At 64.4% G+C, this 16,820-nt stretch carries 16 protein-coding genes, 1 tRNA gene and 1 riboswitch; of the genes, 12 read left to right on the forward strand and 5 right to left on the reverse strand.

Going from position 1 to position 16,820, the window contains the following annotated elements; genetic code table 11:
• Positions 1 to 1,074 carry an ABC transporter substrate-binding protein gene (locus ACP8LP_RS02310; protein ID WP_462575179.1) on the forward strand — a complete coding sequence of 358 codons (1,074 nt, stop codon included), beginning with the start codon at positions 1 to 3 and terminating at the stop codon, positions 1,072 to 1,074.
• 204 nt (positions 1,075 to 1,278) lie between these two features.
• Here the strand turns inward: ACP8LP_RS02310 and ACP8LP_RS02315 are convergent, their stop codons facing one another.
• Positions 1,279 to 1,932: a precorrin-8X methylmutase gene (locus ACP8LP_RS02315; RefSeq protein WP_334355084.1), complete on the reverse strand. Its 654-nt coding sequence runs from the start codon at positions 1,930 to 1,932 to the stop codon at positions 1,279 to 1,281.
• A 301-nt stretch (positions 1,933 to 2,233) separates the two neighbouring features.
• On the opposite strand from ACP8LP_RS02315, the gene ACP8LP_RS02320 reads away from it, so the two are divergent.
• From ACP8LP_RS02320 to ACP8LP_RS02335, 4 genes are read left to right on the forward strand one after another with little or no spacing between them, the layout of a single operon-like run.
• Complete coding sequence (locus ACP8LP_RS02320) at positions 2,234 to 2,917, forward strand: energy-coupling factor ABC transporter permease (protein ID WP_334355083.1); 684 nt, start codon at positions 2,234 to 2,236, stop codon at positions 2,915 to 2,917.
• A complete protein-coding gene (locus tag ACP8LP_RS02325; RefSeq protein WP_069101815.1) occupies positions 2,910 to 3,347 on the forward strand; it encodes an energy-coupling factor ABC transporter substrate-binding protein in 438 nt (145 codons plus the stop codon). Before ACP8LP_RS02320 ends, ACP8LP_RS02325 begins: the two co-directional genes overlap by 8 nt.
• Positions 3,344 to 4,189: a cobalt ECF transporter T component CbiQ gene (cbiQ, locus tag ACP8LP_RS02330; protein ID WP_279186945.1), complete on the forward strand. Its 846-nt coding sequence runs from the start codon at positions 3,344 to 3,346 to the stop codon at positions 4,187 to 4,189. The genes ACP8LP_RS02325 and cbiQ overlap by 4 nt, the downstream gene beginning before the upstream one ends.
• On the forward strand, positions 4,186 to 5,019 hold the full coding sequence (locus ACP8LP_RS02335) for an energy-coupling factor ABC transporter ATP-binding protein (protein ID WP_065674341.1): 834 nt from the start codon (positions 4,186 to 4,188) through the stop codon (positions 5,017 to 5,019). The genes cbiQ and ACP8LP_RS02335 overlap by 4 nt, the downstream gene beginning before the upstream one ends.
• A gap of 216 nt (positions 5,020 to 5,235) precedes the next feature.
• On the opposite strand, the gene cbiT is transcribed toward ACP8LP_RS02335, so the two are convergent.
• Complete coding sequence (gene cbiT / locus ACP8LP_RS02340; protein WP_202724899.1) at positions 5,236 to 5,832, reverse strand: precorrin-6Y C5,15-methyltransferase (decarboxylating) subunit CbiT; 597 nt, start codon at positions 5,830 to 5,832, stop codon at positions 5,236 to 5,238.
• 23 nt (positions 5,833 to 5,855) lie between these two features.
• A riboswitch (cobalamin riboswitch) is annotated at positions 5,856 to 5,992 on the forward strand.
• A 40-nt stretch (positions 5,993 to 6,032) separates the two neighbouring features.
• On the opposite strand from cbiT, the gene cobO reads away from it, so the two are divergent.
• The 3 genes from cobO to cobA are packed head-to-tail and all read left to right on the forward strand — an operon-like array spanning position 6,033 to position 9,855.
• Entirely contained in the window at positions 6,033 to 6,647 is a 615-nt protein-coding gene (cobO, locus tag ACP8LP_RS02345) for a cob(I)yrinic acid a,c-diamide adenosyltransferase (RefSeq protein WP_036979703.1), read from the forward strand.
• Positions 6,647 to 9,079 (forward strand): bifunctional hydrogenobyrinic acid a,c-diamide synthase/histidinol phosphate aminotransferase CobBC, encoded by a 2,433-nt coding sequence (cobBC, locus tag ACP8LP_RS02350; protein ID WP_484483262.1) that lies wholly within the window; start codon positions 6,647 to 6,649, stop codon positions 9,077 to 9,079. The genes cobO and cobBC overlap by 1 nt, the downstream gene beginning before the upstream one ends.
• Positions 9,079 to 9,855 carry a uroporphyrinogen-III C-methyltransferase gene (cobA, locus tag ACP8LP_RS02355; RefSeq protein ID WP_004810745.1) on the forward strand — a complete coding sequence of 259 codons (777 nt, stop codon included), beginning with the start codon at positions 9,079 to 9,081 and terminating at the stop codon, positions 9,853 to 9,855. The genes cobBC and cobA overlap by 1 nt, the downstream gene beginning before the upstream one ends.
• Here cobA and ACP8LP_RS02360 read toward each other — a convergent pair.
• Positions 9,849 to 10,601: a cobalt-precorrin-6A reductase gene (locus ACP8LP_RS02360; RefSeq protein WP_004810746.1), complete on the reverse strand. Its 753-nt coding sequence runs from the start codon at positions 10,599 to 10,601 to the stop codon at positions 9,849 to 9,851. The genes cobA and ACP8LP_RS02360 overlap by 7 nt on opposite strands.
• Positions 10,602 to 10,826: 225 nt before the next feature.
• Between ACP8LP_RS02360 and cobT the strand changes: the two genes are divergently transcribed.
• From cobT to ACP8LP_RS02380, 4 genes are all read left to right on the forward strand, one after another.
• On the forward strand, positions 10,827 to 12,497 hold the full coding sequence (gene cobT / locus ACP8LP_RS02365) for a nicotinate-nucleotide--dimethylbenzimidazole phosphoribosyltransferase (RefSeq protein ID WP_279186940.1): 1,671 nt from the start codon (positions 10,827 to 10,829) through the stop codon (positions 12,495 to 12,497).
• Complete coding sequence (locus ACP8LP_RS02370; RefSeq protein WP_279186939.1) at positions 12,494 to 13,333, forward strand: adenosylcobinamide-GDP ribazoletransferase; 840 nt, start codon at positions 12,494 to 12,496, stop codon at positions 13,331 to 13,333. Before cobT ends, ACP8LP_RS02370 begins: the two co-directional genes overlap by 4 nt.
• Complete coding sequence (locus ACP8LP_RS02375; RefSeq protein ID WP_016667039.1) at positions 13,330 to 14,094, forward strand: helical backbone metal receptor; 765 nt, start codon at positions 13,330 to 13,332, stop codon at positions 14,092 to 14,094. The genes ACP8LP_RS02370 and ACP8LP_RS02375 overlap by 4 nt, the downstream gene beginning before the upstream one ends.
• Before the next feature lie 79 nt (positions 14,095 to 14,173).
• A tRNA-Thr gene (locus ACP8LP_RS02380) sits at positions 14,174 to 14,249 on the forward strand.
• 858 nt (positions 14,250 to 15,107) lie between these two features.
• On the opposite strand, the gene ACP8LP_RS02385 is transcribed toward ACP8LP_RS02380, so the two are convergent.
• Entirely contained in the window at positions 15,108 to 15,590 is a 483-nt protein-coding gene (locus ACP8LP_RS02385) for an S-ribosylhomocysteine lyase (protein ID WP_179856551.1), read from the reverse strand.
• A gap of 26 nt (positions 15,591 to 15,616) precedes the next feature.
• Positions 15,617 to 16,798 (reverse strand): mannose-6-phosphate isomerase, class I, encoded by a 1,182-nt coding sequence (manA, locus tag ACP8LP_RS02390; protein WP_462575178.1) that lies wholly within the window; start codon positions 16,796 to 16,798, stop codon positions 15,617 to 15,619.
• Positions 16,799 to 16,820: the final 22 nt, after the last annotated feature.

A 16,820-nucleotide genomic window follows, 5' to 3' on the forward strand; every position in this document is an offset into this window, starting at 1 on the left:
ATGTCCACCAAATTCCTACCCGTCGTCATGGCCGCCTGTCTGGCCGTGGGACTCACCGCCTGCGGCAGTGGGTCCACTCCCAAGAGCGGCGACTCCGCCAAGGACTCCGGCGAAGTCACCGTGACCAACTGCGGTAAGAAGGTCACCTACCCCAGGAATGCCGAACGCCTCTACGTCAATGACGGCAGCATCATCGCCATGACGCTGAGCGCCGGGGCACGCAAACAGATCGCCGCAGTGAGCTCGATGGGCCGGGACAAGGAGATCCTCACTGCCAAGTACGGAACCGACACCATCAACAGTCTGCACGAGGGCGTCAAGGGTTACATGACGCTCGAGTCGATCATCGCCAACAAGCCCGACGTCGTCGTCGCCGGCTGGGACTACGGATTCTCCGAGGCGAACAATCTCACCCCCGACAATCTGCACGGCAAGGGCATCAACAGCTATCTGCTCACCGAGTCCTGTCGACAGAAGGACGGCCAGAGCGCCCGCGGCGTCATGGATCCTTGGAATGCGGTGCGTACCGACATCACCAATCTCGCCATCCTCACTGGGCACGAGGACACCGGCAAGAAGGCCGTGAAGGACATGGATGATCGTCTTGGTGCCCTTCAGAAGGCTCCGAAGGCCAAGAAGACCCCGACGGTGCTGCTCTTCGACTCCGCCAAGGACACCGTCTTCACCAGCGGAAGGAAGGGCGGCCCACAAGCCATCATCAACGCGGCGGGTGCGCAGAACGGCGCCCATGACGTCAATGACACCTGGGTGCGCATCGGCTGGGAGAAGGTGGCGAAGATGAACCCGGACGCCATCGCCTTCGTCGACTACGACGCTCAGCCTTACAGCGAGAAGATCAAGATCTTGGAATCGAATCCGGCGACCAAGAACCTGGATGCGGTGAAGAAGAAGCGCTACCTCAACCTTCCCTACGCCATGTGGACCTCTGGTCCGCTCAACATCGATGCCGCCGAGCACCTGAGGGTCAGCCTGGAGAAGTGGGGGTTGGAACCCCAGTCGTCGATCAAACCCCAGCTGAAGATTCCGGCCTCCGTGCCCGGGCACGAGGGCTGAGAGGTAGCTGCGCCGCTTCGGTACCCCTTGGCTTCACAGGTGCGGTGTCTGTGACGTTGACGTGGTTGTCGTTGACCATGACGACGGCGAGCAGGGGTGCAGATCTCCGGACAGGCGAGCTACGGAGCCTGGCTGGGATGGTGAGATGCGGCTGCTGGGCGACGCCGGTTTCAGCCCCACTGCGATGCTCTGGTGAGGGGCTTCTCAGCGATGGTTGTTGGTCAGCTCGTCGGTCGATGCAATGGCGTTGACGGCGGCCACTGCGATCGCTGAGCCGCCACGTCGTCCCAACAAGGTGAGGTATTCCAAGTCCAGGGGCGAGTCGACAAGGGCTTGCTTGGACTCGGCTGCACCGACGAACCCGACAGGGATGCCGACGACGGCTGCCGGGCAGGCACCCGTCTCCTCGCACACCTCGAGCACCCGGTACAAGGCGGTGGGGGCGTTGCCGATGGCGACGATGGCCCCGTCGAGCTTGCCCTCCTCGGCCCACAGGTCCACCGCGGCGCAGGTTTTCGTCATGTTCTTGGCCTTGGCGATGTCGGCCAAGCGGGGATCCTTGATGTAACAGATCGTCTCGTTGTCACGGGGCAGACGGGACCGGATGATTCCGGTGGCCGTCATGGAGGAGTCGCACAGGATCGGGGCACCGTTACCCAAGGCCTTGCGGGCGGCCTTGACCACACCTGGTGTGAAAGCGATGTCGTCAGCGATGGCGGGATCCGCAGCAGCGTGAATCATCCGGACGACGACTCCCTCGACGTCGGTGGGGAAGCGATCCAAATTCGCCTCGGAACGAATGATGCGGAAGGACTCGCGGTAGATGTCGGATCCGTTGTTGACGTACTCGTGGGTCACGGCTGTGCTCCTATCGATGACAAGGGGTGATGACGACTTATCGGGATGTTCCCACACTACGCAATCAGCCACACGGGCATGCTACCTTGGTTAGGCAACCCTTTGATGCAACCCTGCAGTGGCTGTGTTTGACTGGCCATTGAACAACTCAAGAATGTCCTGATGACGTGATTGAAGCCGGGAAACGCCGGCACGGACGCGCCACTGTGGACGATCCCATGTGGATCGGAAGTCAGATCTGTCGCGCACATCAGGCCTTTCCAGGACGGGACGCGAATCCCGAGAAAGGAGATGACACCTCATGCATATCGCTGAGGGGGTTCTCTCACCAGCTGAGTGTGCAGTCTGGTATGCAGCTGCTGCTCCGTTCGTTATTCACGGCGGCTACCGAGTCGTCAAGGAGGTCAAGGAGCACCCCGAGAACAAGCTCCTGCTTGCCACTGCCGGCGCCTTCACCTTCGTCCTCTCCGCCATCAAGCTCCCCAGCGTCACGGGCTCGTCCTCCCACCCCACGGGAACCGGCGTCGGGGCAGCCCTCTTCAGACCACCGGTCATGGCGTTCCTGGGGATGATCGTGTTGATCTTCCAGGCCTTGCTGCTGGCTCACGGTGGCATGTCCACACTGGGGGCCAATACCTTCTCGATGGGCATTGCCGGACCGTGGGCCGGTTACGCCTTCTACAAGCTCACCAAGAAACTCCACGGGCCCGACGCGTTGGCAGTCTTCCTCTGTATGGTCTTCGCCGACTTCGTCACCTACGTCGTGACCAGCTTCCAGCTCGCCTTTGCCTTCCCGGATCCCACCGGTGGCTTCTGGGGGGCTGTTGGCAAGTTCCTCGGCATCTTCGCCGTGACCCAGATTCCGCTGGCCATCGCTGAGGGCTTCATCGGAATCCTGCTGTTCCGTTTCCTTGCCAAGGTCGCCGCCCCGCAGCTTCAGCAGCTCGGCGTCCTCGCTCGTACCCCGGAGGTGGCAAATGCCTGAGAACACTGCAGTCCCGACCCGTGCCGATCGTTCCCTGACCGGCAACAGCAAGTGGGTGACTCCGGTTATCGTCGTCCTGTTGATCGCCCTGTTCGTGCTGAGCATGGTCCTCGGCGCCAAGAAGGTGTCCGGAGACGAGGAGGAGGGCTTCGGCGGAACTGACGACGCAGCTGCCACCGCGGCTGAGGAGGCTGGCGCCAAGGAGTGGATCAAGCCGATCTTCGAGCCGAACTCGGGTGAGGTCGAGTCCGGTCTGTTCGCCATGCAGGCTGCCCTGGGTGCCGGCATTGCCGGGTACGCGTTGGGCCGCATGTCCGGCAAGAAGAAGGGTCGTGAGGAGGCCGAGCACGCCTCTGACCTGCACAGTGTCGACGACGTGCCCGAGGCCGCCGTCACCTCGTCGGAAGCCACTGCGACTGCCAAGTCATGACAATCACCTCTCTCGACGACGCCGCCTGGGATTCCCCCTGGCGGCGTCGTCCGGTTGGTGAGAAGGTCGCCCTATCAGCATCCTTGCTCCTGACCGCTCTGTGTACCCCGTCGATGGAGTCATCGTCGTGGGTGAGCCCGGTGGTCGGCTCCGGCATCTGGCCCGGGGCGCTACTCGCCGGGATCATCAGCGTCATCGTCATCCTCGGCCCGGCGCGCATCCGGGGGCGAGTGCTGTGGCAAGCCATGGCCGCCCCGATCGTCTTCCTGGTGGTCGGCGGGATCTCGGTCCTCATCAGCCTTGGGTCGTCCCCCATCGGGACAGTCTGGTGGCATGCCGGGGTGTTCAGCATCGGGCCGGTCACCACCGCCCAGGCGATGTCACTGATTGAACATGGCGTCTGCGGCACCCTCACCCTCATGGTGCTGGCCGTCACCACCCCCATGGTCGATCTGCTCACGTGGTTGCGGAAGTTCCACATCCCTGACCCGTTGCTCGAGATCGCCTCCCTGACCTACCGGCTCATCTTCGTGCTGCTCGACACCGTCGTGACGGCCGGTGAAGCTCAGCACGCCCGCCTCGGCGACGCCCCGGAAGGGAAATTTGGCGGGCTTAACCGGCGCATGAGCAACACCGCAGCGCTGCTCGGATCGGTCGGAATTCGAGCCTGGACGAGGGCCAACCGCCTCAACGACGGCCTGGTCAACCGCGGATTCGAGTCCGCACTGGTGACCCTGCCCGTCAAACGCGTCGGATCAGCGCGGTTCAAGATCATCGTCGTCATCGTCATCGCCGCAGTCTGGGCGATCAGCTGGTCGACGACCGGAAGGATTTTCAGATGAGTGACGAAGCCCTGTTGTCGACCGAGCACCTGTACGCCACTCACCCTGGCCGGCCCATGGTGCTCACCGACGTCAACGTGTCCTTCCGCGCTGGAGTTCGGGTGGCGATTCTGGGAGCAAACGGATCGGGCAAGACGACGCTGATGCGTTGCTTGTCGGGCTCCCTCAAGCCCGTCAAGGGCAAGGTCAAGAGAGGTGACACCGTGCTCGGTCACGGGCGCACCCAGCTTCGTGAGCACCGTCGGGCGGTTCAGCTCGTCCTTCAGGACCCCGACGACCAACTCTTCAGCGCTGACGTGAGCCAGGACGTCTCCTTCGGCCCGATGAACATGGGGCTGGACGTGGCGGAGGTGCGCGACCGCGTCGCCGAGGCCCTGCAGCTACTCGGGGCCAGCCATCTTGCCGAGCGTGCCACGCACCAGCTGTCCTACGGCGAACGCAAGAGGATTGCTGTCGCCGGTGCCGTCGCCATGCGCCCGGATCTGCTTCTCCTTGACGAGCCCACCGCCGGACTCGACCCGGTCGGCGTCACCAAGATGCTGGAGGCTTTGGACCGTCTGCGCGACCACGGTACGACCGTGGCGATGGCTACCCATGACGTCGACCTGGCCCTGGCCTGGGCTGACGAGGCGCTCATCGTTGTCGACGGGGGAGTGCAGCAGGGGCCGATCGACGAGTTACTCGCAAATGTGACCATGGTGGAGAGGGCCCATCTACACCTGCCTTGGCCCCTCGAACTGGTCCGGCGTCTTGGGATGGATGAGCGTCCCCGAACGATGAGCGAGGTCGTCGCGATCCTGTCACACCTGGCGCCGAGCAGTCCGTGTTGACGTCATCGTTGTGACATCAGCGGCACAAGGCACTCTTGATGGGGCGGCCACAGTGCGGCGGTTCGATGGTCATCATGAACAGGTCAGCGCTGTCGGTTTCGGCAGTGCCACACCATGTGCGTTTCGCTGCCGAGCAGACCTGGGCTGCCTGCCTGCTGGCCTCCCAGATCAGCTGAGTCCAGGATCAGACAACTGTGCACACTGGGTGGCTCGTCGTCACTCAGTGTGCTGCCAGGTCCACGCCACGACGGTGCGGGCCGGTTTCCAGCCCCGCAGCCGGCCGATGCTGTCGGCGGTCTCGACGCCGAACCTCATGAGGTCACCGCCCAGATCCCGGTGCAAGGACTCCACGAGCATCTCGGCCTCCATCGTCACCCCATGGACGACGAGCCGTCCCCCGATGGGCAGACGTGGTCGACACTGGGTGACGAGGGTTTCCGTCGCACCGCCGCCGATGAAGATGGCATCCGGGTCGGGCAGTCCCTCCGGCAGCCCCTTGGCGAGGTCGGCGTCGATGACCTCGAACTGGCCGGGCAGAGTGAGTTCTGCGGCATTCGTGCGGGCATTGGCGGCCCGTTCTGCCTTGCGCTCCACCCCGATGGCTCGGCAGGTCGGATCGGTGCGACACCACTCGACACCGATCGACCCGGCGCCGGTGCCGAGGTCCCACAGCAGCTGGCCCGGCATGGGTCGCAACGCTGCCAGAGCGACGGCCCTCACCGGATGTTTGGTGATGAGGCCGTCATGGGCGAAGTGCGTCTCGTCGAGGCCAGGCGTGCGTCCGAGGAGGGTGGCGTCAGGATCATGGGTCATGAGGGAAGCTTAGGGCAGTGCCGGGTGAGGACAACCCGACCCGTGTGACACAATCGACGATGGCCCTCGGGGAGGAATCCGGTGTGAATCCGGAGCGGTCCCGCCACTGTGAGCGCCTCAGCGCGAGCCAGGTCGATCCTGCGGGTCAGGTCACGGAAATCCCGTGACCCGACGGGCGCGGACCCGCAAGGAGGTCGTTCATGCCGCACGCGCGCAGTGGCGCCACACCAGACGACGGGCTGTCCACCAGACAGCGACGATTACGGCCAGTTCTTGCTGTGAACACCGGCGAGGGCAAGGGCAAGACGACAGCGGCGATGGGTACCGCCCTGCGCGCCTGGAACCAAGGGTGGAAAGTCGGCGTCTTCCAGTTCGTGAAGTCCGGACGATGGCATGTCGGCGAGCAGGACGCCCTGCAAGCTCTCGGGAAACTCCACGAGGAGACCGGTGCCGGCGGTCCCGTCACATGGGAGGTCATGGGGACTGGATGGTCCTGGGCACGCTCCTTCGATGCCGCCGATGACCCCGAGGCCGCTGCCCGCGAGGGGTGGCGACACGTGTCGGAACTCCTGGCCAGCGAGGCGCTTGATTTCTACCTTCTTGACGAGTTCACCTACCCGCTGGACTGGGGATGGCTCGATGTCGACGAGGTCGTCGACACACTGGTCAACCGCCCCGGCACCCAGCACGTCGTCATCACTGGCCGTCGCGCCCCGGCAGCCCTCGTCGAGGCCGCAGACCTCGTCACCGAGATGACCAAGGTCAAGCACCCCTTCGACGCCGGTCAGCGTGGTCAGGCGGGAATCGAATGGTGATGCGCATTCCACGAATCCTCATCGCCGCCCCGGCGTCGGGAGGCGGTAAGACGACCGTCGCGACAGGTCTCATGGCAGCCCTGCGTGCCACCGGCCGGACGGTGGCGCCGTTCAAGGTCGGGCCGGATTACATCGATCCCGGTTACCACTCGATGGCCAGTGGTCGTCCGGGCCGCAACCTGGACTCCGTCATGTGTGGTGACGAGCTCATGGCCCCGCTGCTGGCCCATGGTTTCGTCACCCCCGATGCGGCGGACATTGCGGTCATCGAGGGAGTGATGGGCCTCTTCGACGGCCAGCTCGGGACCGGACGCGGGTCCAGCGCCGAGATCGCCACCTCGACCCAGACCCCGGTGGTCGTGGTCGTCGACACCGCTCATGCGTCCCTCACCCACGCCGCAGTGGTGGCAGGTCTGGCGACGTTTGATCCGAATGTCACGATCGCCGGTGTGATCCTCAACCGGGTCGCCTCTCCTCGTCATGGTGCCGAGGTCGTGCGCGGACTCGACCGACTCGGCATCCCGGTGCTGGGGCGGATTCCGCGCACCGAGTCGATCTTCGTGCCGTCTCGCCACCTGGGCCTGGTCCCGGCGGGGGAGTGGGAGCACTCCGCCTCCAAGGTCGCCGGCCTGGGTGACCTCATCGCCGAACACGTCGATCTCGACGCCGTTATGGACCTGGCCGATTCCGCACCCGACCTCGACGTCGAGCCTTGGGATCCGCGAGCCGCTCTGCAATCAGCTGGCTGGCAAGGCCATTCCTTCGACGAGCCGCCGGTGGTCGGAATCTTCGCGGGGCGAGCCTTCACCTTCCGTTACCCCGAGACCACCGAGATGTTGCGGGCGGCCGGGTTCCCGGTCGTCGACGTCGATCCCCTCACCGATCGACGTCTTCCGGACGGCATCCAGGGCCTGTACCTGGGCGGTGGATTCCCGGAGATGCACGCCACGGATTTGGAGGACAACACCGAGCTCGCGGCAGATGTCCGCGCCCATGCCGAGGCCGGGATGCCGATCGTCGCGGAGTGCGCCGGGCTTCTCTACCTCTGCCGTCACCTCGACGGGCGCGACATGGCCGGCGTCCTTCCGATGGACGCGGCGATGGCGACGAGGCTGACGATGGGGTACCGGGTCGCCACCCGCAACTCTATCAGCGTCGTCGGCCACGAATTCCACCGCACCACGACGACGCCATTGGCTGACGTCGACCCGGCTTGGCACATCGCCATGCCCGACGGCACCGATCGTGCCGAGGGAGCTCTGGGAGACCCTGCTTCTCTGGGGCGTCCCACCGTTCAGGCCTCCTACCTGCACCTGCACTGGGCCGGTCACCCCTCCCAGGCGGCGTGGTTTGCCCGTGAGGTGGCGAGGTTCCACGAGGGGAGAGGGGCCCAGGAGGGCGAGCCTGACCTCAATCACCACGGGGACAGCGACATTGCCGACGGTCTAGTCGACCTGGCCGTCAACGTCCGCGTCCTCGAGCCACCGCAGTGGCTTCGCGACGCAATCACCTCCACCGAGCACGACTGGGCGCGTTACCCTGACGCCGCCCCGGCCCGGGACGCCCTGGCCACCATGCACGGTGTGGGAACCGACATGGTTCTGCCCACCTCCGGAGCAGCCGAGGCCTTCCCCCTCATTGCGACCACGCAGCCGCACCACGCTGCGGTCATCCATCCTCAGTTCACCGAGCCGGAGGCAGCTCTGAGATCAGCCGGGATTGACGTCGACCGAGTCATCCTCAATGCCTCCGACGGGTTCGCACTGGATCTGGCCCTCGTCCCGGAGGATGCCGACCTCGTCATCGTCGGTAACCCCACGAACCCCACCGGTCGGCTGCACCCGGCGTCCGACCTGCTGACCCTGCGCCGCCCTGGTCGGATCCTCGTCGTCGACGAAGCCTTCATGGACGCCACTGACGAGTCCCAGTCCCTCATCGGCAACGACATGGACGACCTGCTGGTGCTGCGTTCCCTGACGAAGACCTACGGCCTGGCCGGAATCCGTGCCGGATACGTCGTCGGGGATCCGCGACTCCTCTCACGTCTGGCGGCTCACCAGACCCCATGGTCGGTGTCCACCCCGGCCGTCGCGGCCATGGTCTCCTGCACCTCCGAGGAAGCGTCTCGGTTCCGCAACCAGCTGCGTGACGAGATTCCCGCGGCCCGCGCCGACCTCGTCGGACGCCTTCGAGAACTCGGTCTGACCATCGTCGATTCCGAGGCTCCCTTCGTGCTCGTCGACACCTCGTCAATCAGCGGCGAATCGGTGCGTCTTCCTCTGGCTGATCGCGGGTTTGCCGTGAGGCGCGGGGAGACCTTCCCCGGTCTCGGTCCCAGCTGGATCAGACTCGCCGTCCGTGACACGAAGACACATGCTGAGCTCGCCCGAGCTATCTCCGATCTGACAGCACACCAACCCAAGGAAAACTGATGTCCTACTCCCCAGAACTCGTTCCCGGCACTGTCACCCTCGTCGGAGGTGGCCCCGGTGATCCCGGGCTGCTGACCGTTGCAGGGCTGGAGGCAGTGCGTCAGGCCGACGTCATCCTCCACGACCGTCTCGCTCCGGTCGTCGTCATGGACGAGAATCCGGACGCCGAGAAGATCCCGGTCGGCAAGGTGCCGCGCGGGCCCTACGTCCCGCAGGAGCGAACCAACGAGCTGCTCATCGAGCATGCCAGGGCCGGGCGCAAGGTGGTGCGCCTCAAGGGTGGCGACTCCTTCGTCTTCGGACGTGGTGGCGAGGAGTGGCAGGCCTGCGCCGCAGCCGGCGTCCCGGTGCGCGTCATTCCCGGAGTCACCTCCTGCGTGGCCGGCCCCGAGCTCATGGGAGTCCCACTGACCCACCGTCACCTGGTCCAGGGATTCACCGTCGTCTCGGGGCACGTCGCCCCCGGCGACACCCGGTCCGAACTCGACTGGGCACAGATCGCCAAGACTGGCACCACTCTCGTCATCCTCATGGGCGTGGCGCACATCGGTGACATCGCTGCACGCCTCATGGAAGGTGGACTTGCCGGTGACACCCCCGTCGCCGTCGTCGCGGACGCCTCACTGTTCACCCAGCGATCCCTGACGACGACCCTGGAGAAGGCTGCCGAGGACATGGTCGAAGCGGGCATCAAGCCGCCGGCCATCACCGTTGTCGGAGACGTCGCGGGCCTGGACCTCGACGAGACCCAGGTCCACGAACCGTCTGATCACTGAGATTTCACCGTCGCGAGGTGGGCGTTGATCCACTGCACCGCCTCGTCGACCTCGCTGAGCTCGTCCCCCCAACCAGGGGCCGGGCCGCGTGACACCATGACGATCTGGACGCCGGTCTCGGCTGCCAGACGGAGTTTGGGGTCCAGCTCGGTGCCCCCGGAGTCCTTCGAGACGACGGTCGCCACACCCCCGGAGAAGATCTCGCGCTCCCGGGCCATGGTGAAAGGGCCACGCTCCTGCAGCACCGTCCAGCCCTCGGGAAGCTCCTCCTCGGGGGCGTCAACGCAGCGCACGATGACCCGACGCGGGCCAAGGCGCAGGTAATGGCTGATGGGTTGGCGTCCCACCGTCAGCAGGACGACGTCAGGCAGGTCCGCAAGGGCTCGTGCGGCGGCGTCGTGATCGTCCACCCAGTGCCAGGTTGCGGCTTCGGGTTGGGTGCGCCAGCTCGGCGGTGCGAGCCGGGCCAGCGGCAGGTTGAGATCGAGACACGCCTGTGCGGCGTGGCCGTGCATGGTCGCGGCGAAGGGGTGTGAGGCGTCCACCATGACCTTGACCTCGTTGGCGGTGAGGAAGTCCTTGAGACCGTCGACACCGCCGAACCCGCCCAGTCTCGTCGGTCCTGGGACGGGTCGTGGGGACTTCGTGCGTCCCGCCAGGGATGTGCACAGGTCGATCCCGTCATCGACCAGTCGAGTGGCCAGCTGCCGGGCCTTTGTCGTGCCGCCAAGAATGAGGACGTCCATGACTCCATCAAAGCAGGCTGTGGGACAATGATCCTCGACCGCGGTGGAACACCGGTGTGAATCCGGGACGGTCCCGCCACTGTGACGCCATCGAGGCGAAGTCAGACCAGAACCGCGCACACCTGCCCCGACCGGGGTGGGACCACATTGCGACGCACGTGCGTGGCGTCCGGGACTGCGAGGACACAGGCCCGGGGGATGCGGCGGCGTCCCCGACGATGGAGCATGATGGCCCGACTGTCTGAATCCGTGTCCGCTGAGAGCCTGCTTGCCCGTACAATGCGCGGCATTCGAGGAGCTGACGCCAAGGCCCTGGAGGCTGCCCGAGCCCGTCAGCAGGTGCTCACCAAGCCCGAGGGTTCGCTCGGGCTGTTGGAGGATCTCTCGATCCGGCTGGCGGGAATGTACGGACAGGTACCGGTCCCTGTCCCGAGCCACCCGGTCGTCGGGCTGTTCGCAGGCGACCACGGGGTGTGGGCCCAGGGAGTCTCCCCGGATCCTCAGGAGATCACCACCCAGCAGATGGCCAACATGGCGGCCGGCGGGGCAGCGATCAGCGTGTTGTCGCGGCAGATGGGTGCGCAGCTGTGGATCACCGACGTCGGTGCCCTCCACGAGGTCGACGCGCCCATTCGCCAGCGTTGCGTGCGACGAGGCACCGATGACATCTCCCAGGGCCCGGCCATGAGTGCTGACGAGGCCGTCCAGGCCCTTGAAGTCGGTATCGAGACCGGCCTGGAGGCTGTCGAGGGGGGAGCAGACATCCTCGTCACTGGCGAGATGGGCATCGCGAATACGACGCCGGCCTCGGCACTCATCAGCGTCTTCACCGGGTGCTCTCCTGCTGAGGTGACGGGTAAGGGCGCTGGGTCGGACGACCGTCGTCACCAGCACAAGATCGGTGTCGTGTCCCGCGCACTCCAGGTCAACCGGCCCGACGCCGACCACCCGGTTGAGGCATTGGCGAAGGTGGGAGGTTTCGAGCACGCCGCCATGGCGGGGTACATCCTGGCCGCGGCCTCCCGGCGTGTCCCGGTGCTCATCGACGGGGTTATCGCCTGCTCGGCAGCTCTGACGGCCACCGCGATCTGCCCGGAGGTACGCGACTTCGTCATCACCAGCCATGCCGGCGCCGAGCCGGGAATCACCGCGTCCACCAGCGCACTCGGTCTTCCGGCCCTGCTGGATCTGGGGATGCGGCTGGGGGAGGGGTCGGGGGCCATCCTCACCCTGCCAATCGTTCAGGCCAGCGCCCACATCCTCAACGAGATGGCCACCTTCGAGGACGCCGACGTCACCGACATCAAGGTGACTGGGGAGACCGATCTTCCCGATGCTCTCGATACGAGCGCTCCCCCTTGTCGAGTCCTGGTTCTGGGGGGTGCGCGATCCGGGAAGTCGACCTTCGCTGAGTCGAGGTTGCCCCGTGACTCCAAGGTCACCTACGTCGCCACCTCCGAGCGGAATCCCGACGATGCCGAGTGGGAGGAACGAGTCCGACTACACCAGGCCCGGCGCCCGGCGACCTGGAAGACCGTCGAGACCAAGGACATCGCGTCCGTGCTGCTGGCTGACGACGACTCCCCGGTACTCGTGGACTGCCTCGGGGTGTGGATCACGCGGGTCCTCGACGAGGTCGGAGCATGGGTTGCTGATCCCGGGGACGAGTCGTGGCAGAGGTCCTTGAGAAATCGCGTCGATGAACTGACCGACGCCATCCGTCGTACTCGGCGCGACGTCACCTTCGTCTCGAATGAGGTGGGGATGGGCGTCGTGCCTGACACCCCGGCGGGACGGCTTTTCCGCGACGAGCTGGGGCGCCTCAATGCGGCTGTCGGGGATGCCTGTGACGAGGTGTGGATGTGCGTGGCTGGAATCCCGAAGAGGTGGGCATGAGCGACGAACAACATGCAGATCTTGGGAAGCTGGGACCCCTGCGTGGAGTGGCCGAGGCCCTGTCCCTCTTCACGATCCTGCCTGGGCCATACCTGAACGACATCGATCGTTCGCTGGCTCGGCGGGCCATCACGGCTTTCCCCTGGCTGGGACTGTGCCTGGGAGTGGTGGCCGGCGGAATCGTTGCCCTGGTGCTCGGGTTGGGGGCTGGGTCGTGGTTGGCCGGGGTGCTCGCCGTGTGTTGGCTGGCGGGAGCGACCGGAGGCTTCCACCTCGACGGAGTCGCCGATACTGCTGACGGTCTGGGCTCGCGAGCAGCGCCTGACAAGGCCCTCGAGATCATGAAGAAGTCCGACATCGGTCCGATGGGTGTCATCAGCATCGTCCTGGTACTGATCGTGGACGCGGCTGCCGTGGTGAGCCTGGCCGGAACGACCGTTTCGGGGGCATGGTGGCGTGTGGCGATGGTGGTTGCGCTCGGGCCGGCCATCGGTCGAGCTGCCATTCTCTTCGCCACGATGACCGGCGTGCCCTGCGCTCGTCCGGGTGGATTCGGGTCCCTCGTCGCCGGGGTGACGACTCCTGAATCAGCCTCGATCAACCTGACGGTTCTGGGAGCTGTCATGGCCTTGGCGGGTTTTGTCGCCGGAGGCTGGCGGTGGTGCCTGGTCGCCCTGTTTTGCGCCGCATTGGCCCTGCTCATAGCGTGGGCCTGGATTCATCACCTGGTGAGGCGTCTGTCCGGGATGACGGGGGACACCTTTGGAAGCATCAATGAGGTGACGCAGATGAGTTTCTGGGTGCTGTCCGCCCTGGCCGTGGCGGTGGTGTCATGATCGACGATCTTGGTGCCGACGTGCCGGTGAGCGGACGAGTGCAGCGGGTGGTGAGCCTGGTGCCGTCAATCACCGAGGCGATTGCGGCGACGTGTCCGCAGACTCTGGTGGGATGCACGGATTACTGCATTCGGCCTGCCAACCTGGACGAGGCTGTCGGCCACGAGGTGGCGCGAATCAGGGGGACGAAGAATCCTGATCGGGCAGCTATCACCGATCTGGAACCAGATCTGGTCGTCGCCAATCAGGAGGAGAACCGCGAGCACGACGTCACCTTGTTGCGGGACGCCGGTGTGCCGGTGTGGGTAACACGGATCGACACGGTATCCGAGGCGATCTCCAGCCTGACGAGGCTTCTCGTGGAGGGGTTCGGCGTCGAGAGACCGCAGTGGCTGTGCGATGCCGATGAGGAGTGGAACCAGCCCTGGACTGACGAGGTGCGCAGTGCCGTCGTCGCGGTGTGGCGGGATCCGTGGATCTGCGTCGGACAGGACACCTACATTGCCGACGTGTTGAGGCACGTCGGCGTGGAGTTGATCGATGTGCCGGGGGAGTCCCGTTATCCCCACGCCGAACTGGCCGACCTCATCTCGGCCCGTCCAGACCGCGTCATCTTGCCCGACGAGCCCTACCATTTCGGCCCTGACGATGTATCGGCTTTCCCTGACCTCGACGTCCGTCTCGTCGACGGCCAGAAGCTGGCCTGGTACGGCCCGTCCATGGTCGGTGCCCGTCGATACCTCTGCGAGATGCTGTCCTGACGACACAGCCGGTGTGCTAGCTGGTCACACCATGCTGGCAACATGTGCCACAATGTCCCACGTCGCCGTGAGGCGGCATGCCTCTGTAGCTCAGTTGGTAGAGCGCCGCTCTTGTAAAGCGATGGTCGCGGGTTCGAATCCTGTCAGAGGCTCCACTGGCCCCTAGCCAGCTCTTAAGGAAAACTGTCATCGCTGAGATCCAGAGCTGTTCGCAAAACGCCCGCACGAGGGAAAGTCTGGGTTCACGCCTCGTAGCCGCCTTGCTTGCTGCAGGTGGTAAGTGTGCCAGTACTTTTGCGTAGTTCAGCTGCCGCACCGCTTCCTCCCGGGTATCCCTCGGGAAAAGTGATTCGGGGACCTATATCCCGGAGTGCCGTACCTCTCCGTTGCGAAGAGGTTTCTACGGTACTGATGTAGATCGGTGTTCCGAATGGGGAACTACATGGAATAAGTATGAGATTGATAACTCGTGGGAAATAGTGACATCGTCTGGATCGACAGCAATGAAACAAGAGGGTTCATCGAGAGTCTTCCTTGCACAGGCGAGCAAGTGTGGCTGTCAACGATTGAGCTGCCATCTGGATAGATAGTAAAGGGTATGTCAAGTGATCTAAAAAATAACCATCTCCTTTGTGGAAAGCAGGAGTGCAGGCGTCGGAAACATGTTTTTAGATGTACGTCAGTGATGGGCTCACCAAAGCTATCAATGGTCGCTTCGAACATGATCCATAGCTTGGCTCTTGGGTTTTGGTAATGCTGCCAACTACAATACCCGCACGCAGATGGATTCAGACCCCCAACTACGCCTTCGATTGTGAAGAGTCCGTATCTTGATCATTGGGGAGGGGTTGTTGAAGCCCCATTCTCTAAGGGATTTTCTCCATTCCCAGTGCCGACACCATTCACCCTGTGGGGTGCTCCGATGCCGATCGGAGCACCCCCTTGTCCGGGCGTATGACGGCATGTTCCCTGTGATTTGCACTCTGGACGATGAATCGACATCGCAGGAGCGCTCAGGCCATCACCTGTTCCCATTCGTCACGGTGGTCCAGCATCCGTCGGACGGCGTCTTGAGCCGCCTCGAGCGAGTGGCTGGCTCCCCATCCGCACTGAACTTCATTGGCGGCTGGAGTGGCATCGAGTGTGAGAATGTCACGCAACGTTGTTTCGACCAGCTCGCAGGTGGCCGGTACGTCCGGTTCGCCGACCATGATGAGGTAGAACCCGGTCTGGCATCCCATCGGTCCGAAGTCGATGACGGACTCTGAATGGTTACGCACGCACTCGGCGAAGGAGTGCTCGATCGAGTGGATCGCAGGCATCTCCAGATGATCCTTGTTGGGCTGGCAGAACCTCACGTCGTACTTGGTGAGGGTGTCGCCGGCGGGCAGGTGTTTGACGTCCGCCACGCGGACAAACGGTGCCGCTACCTTGGTGTGGTCCAGGTTGAAACTTTCGACGTTCATCTTGTGTGCCATGAGTCCATCCTCTCGCAAGCTCTTGAATTCCACACGGGGCAGCGTCACACCCCGGCAGCAGCGAGGAACCCGTCGCAGTTCCCGTCCACCTGTACCTGTTCGCCAGCAGGAATCCAGACGGCCTGTCCACGCACGATCTCGTCAGTGCCCTGGGGGCTTGAGCACACCGCATAGCCACCGGTGATGAGCAGGATTCGGGCTAAGTCGTTGGCCGGCAGGATGGCTGGACGGGTGGTGTCGAGGTCGAGTTCCCATAGTCGGAACTGTTCATCGGTGCCCGGGAAGACCCGCATACCTGGATCTACCTCTTCGGCCGTCATGACCCATGGTTCCTGCGTCTGGAAGTCCACGATCTCTATCAGGGAATCGACGTCGATGTGTTTGTCGGTGAGTCCACCACGCACGACGTTGTTGGAATCAGCCATGATCTCGATTCCCGTTCCTGACAAGTAGGAATGCATGAGACCGGGCGGAACGGCTAATGCCTCTCCGGGCCTGAGATGAATGCGGTTGAGCATCAGTGCTGCCAGGATCGATGGGTCTCCGGGGAAGTACTCGTCGAGCTCGACAGCGGTGCGCGCGAACTCACCCAGCGGGGTGTCCTCGCCAACATGGTTGACGGCCCCGGACACCACCTCGGTGACGATCTGCCGGCGCAGGTCATCTCCGGCGAGGCAGTCGAGGAAGGTCTCGGCCAGTGCCGCCGGGCCGGAACGCTCGGTCAACGATCCCAACACCGGATCCACCGGAATACGAATGTCCAGCCCGTCGAAGAGTTGACGGGTCTCATGCGGATCCCGGAACCCGCACAGTCCCTCGAAGTCGCTCATGGCGACGAGGATTTCTGGCTTGGGCCAGTCATCGACGAAGGTGCGCTGGGAATCGGTGACGTCAACGCCAGCCTGGTTCTCGCGTACGAATCCATTTCGCGCCATACGGGCGTCAGGGTGGGCCTGGAGGCTCAGTGGGCGGCGAGCCGAGAGGATCTTGAGCAGGAAAGGAAGCCTGGATCCGAAGGCATCACGGCTGCGCTCACCCAGCTCCTCGGGGTGAGCGTCGAGGTATTCGGTGAGGGGAGCACCGTCAAGGGTCGATGGCGAGGTTTCGTGGGCCCCGAGCCAGTACTCGGCCCAGGGCTGGCCGTCGGCTTCCCTTCCCAAGATGTCAGGGATCGCGTCATAGGAGCCCCAGGAGTACGTCCGGACCGTACCGGTCAGGCGTTTCATAGTGTACCTCTCGTCAATGGCG

This window comes from Cutibacterium sp. LaCa_89, assembly GCF_058177555.1.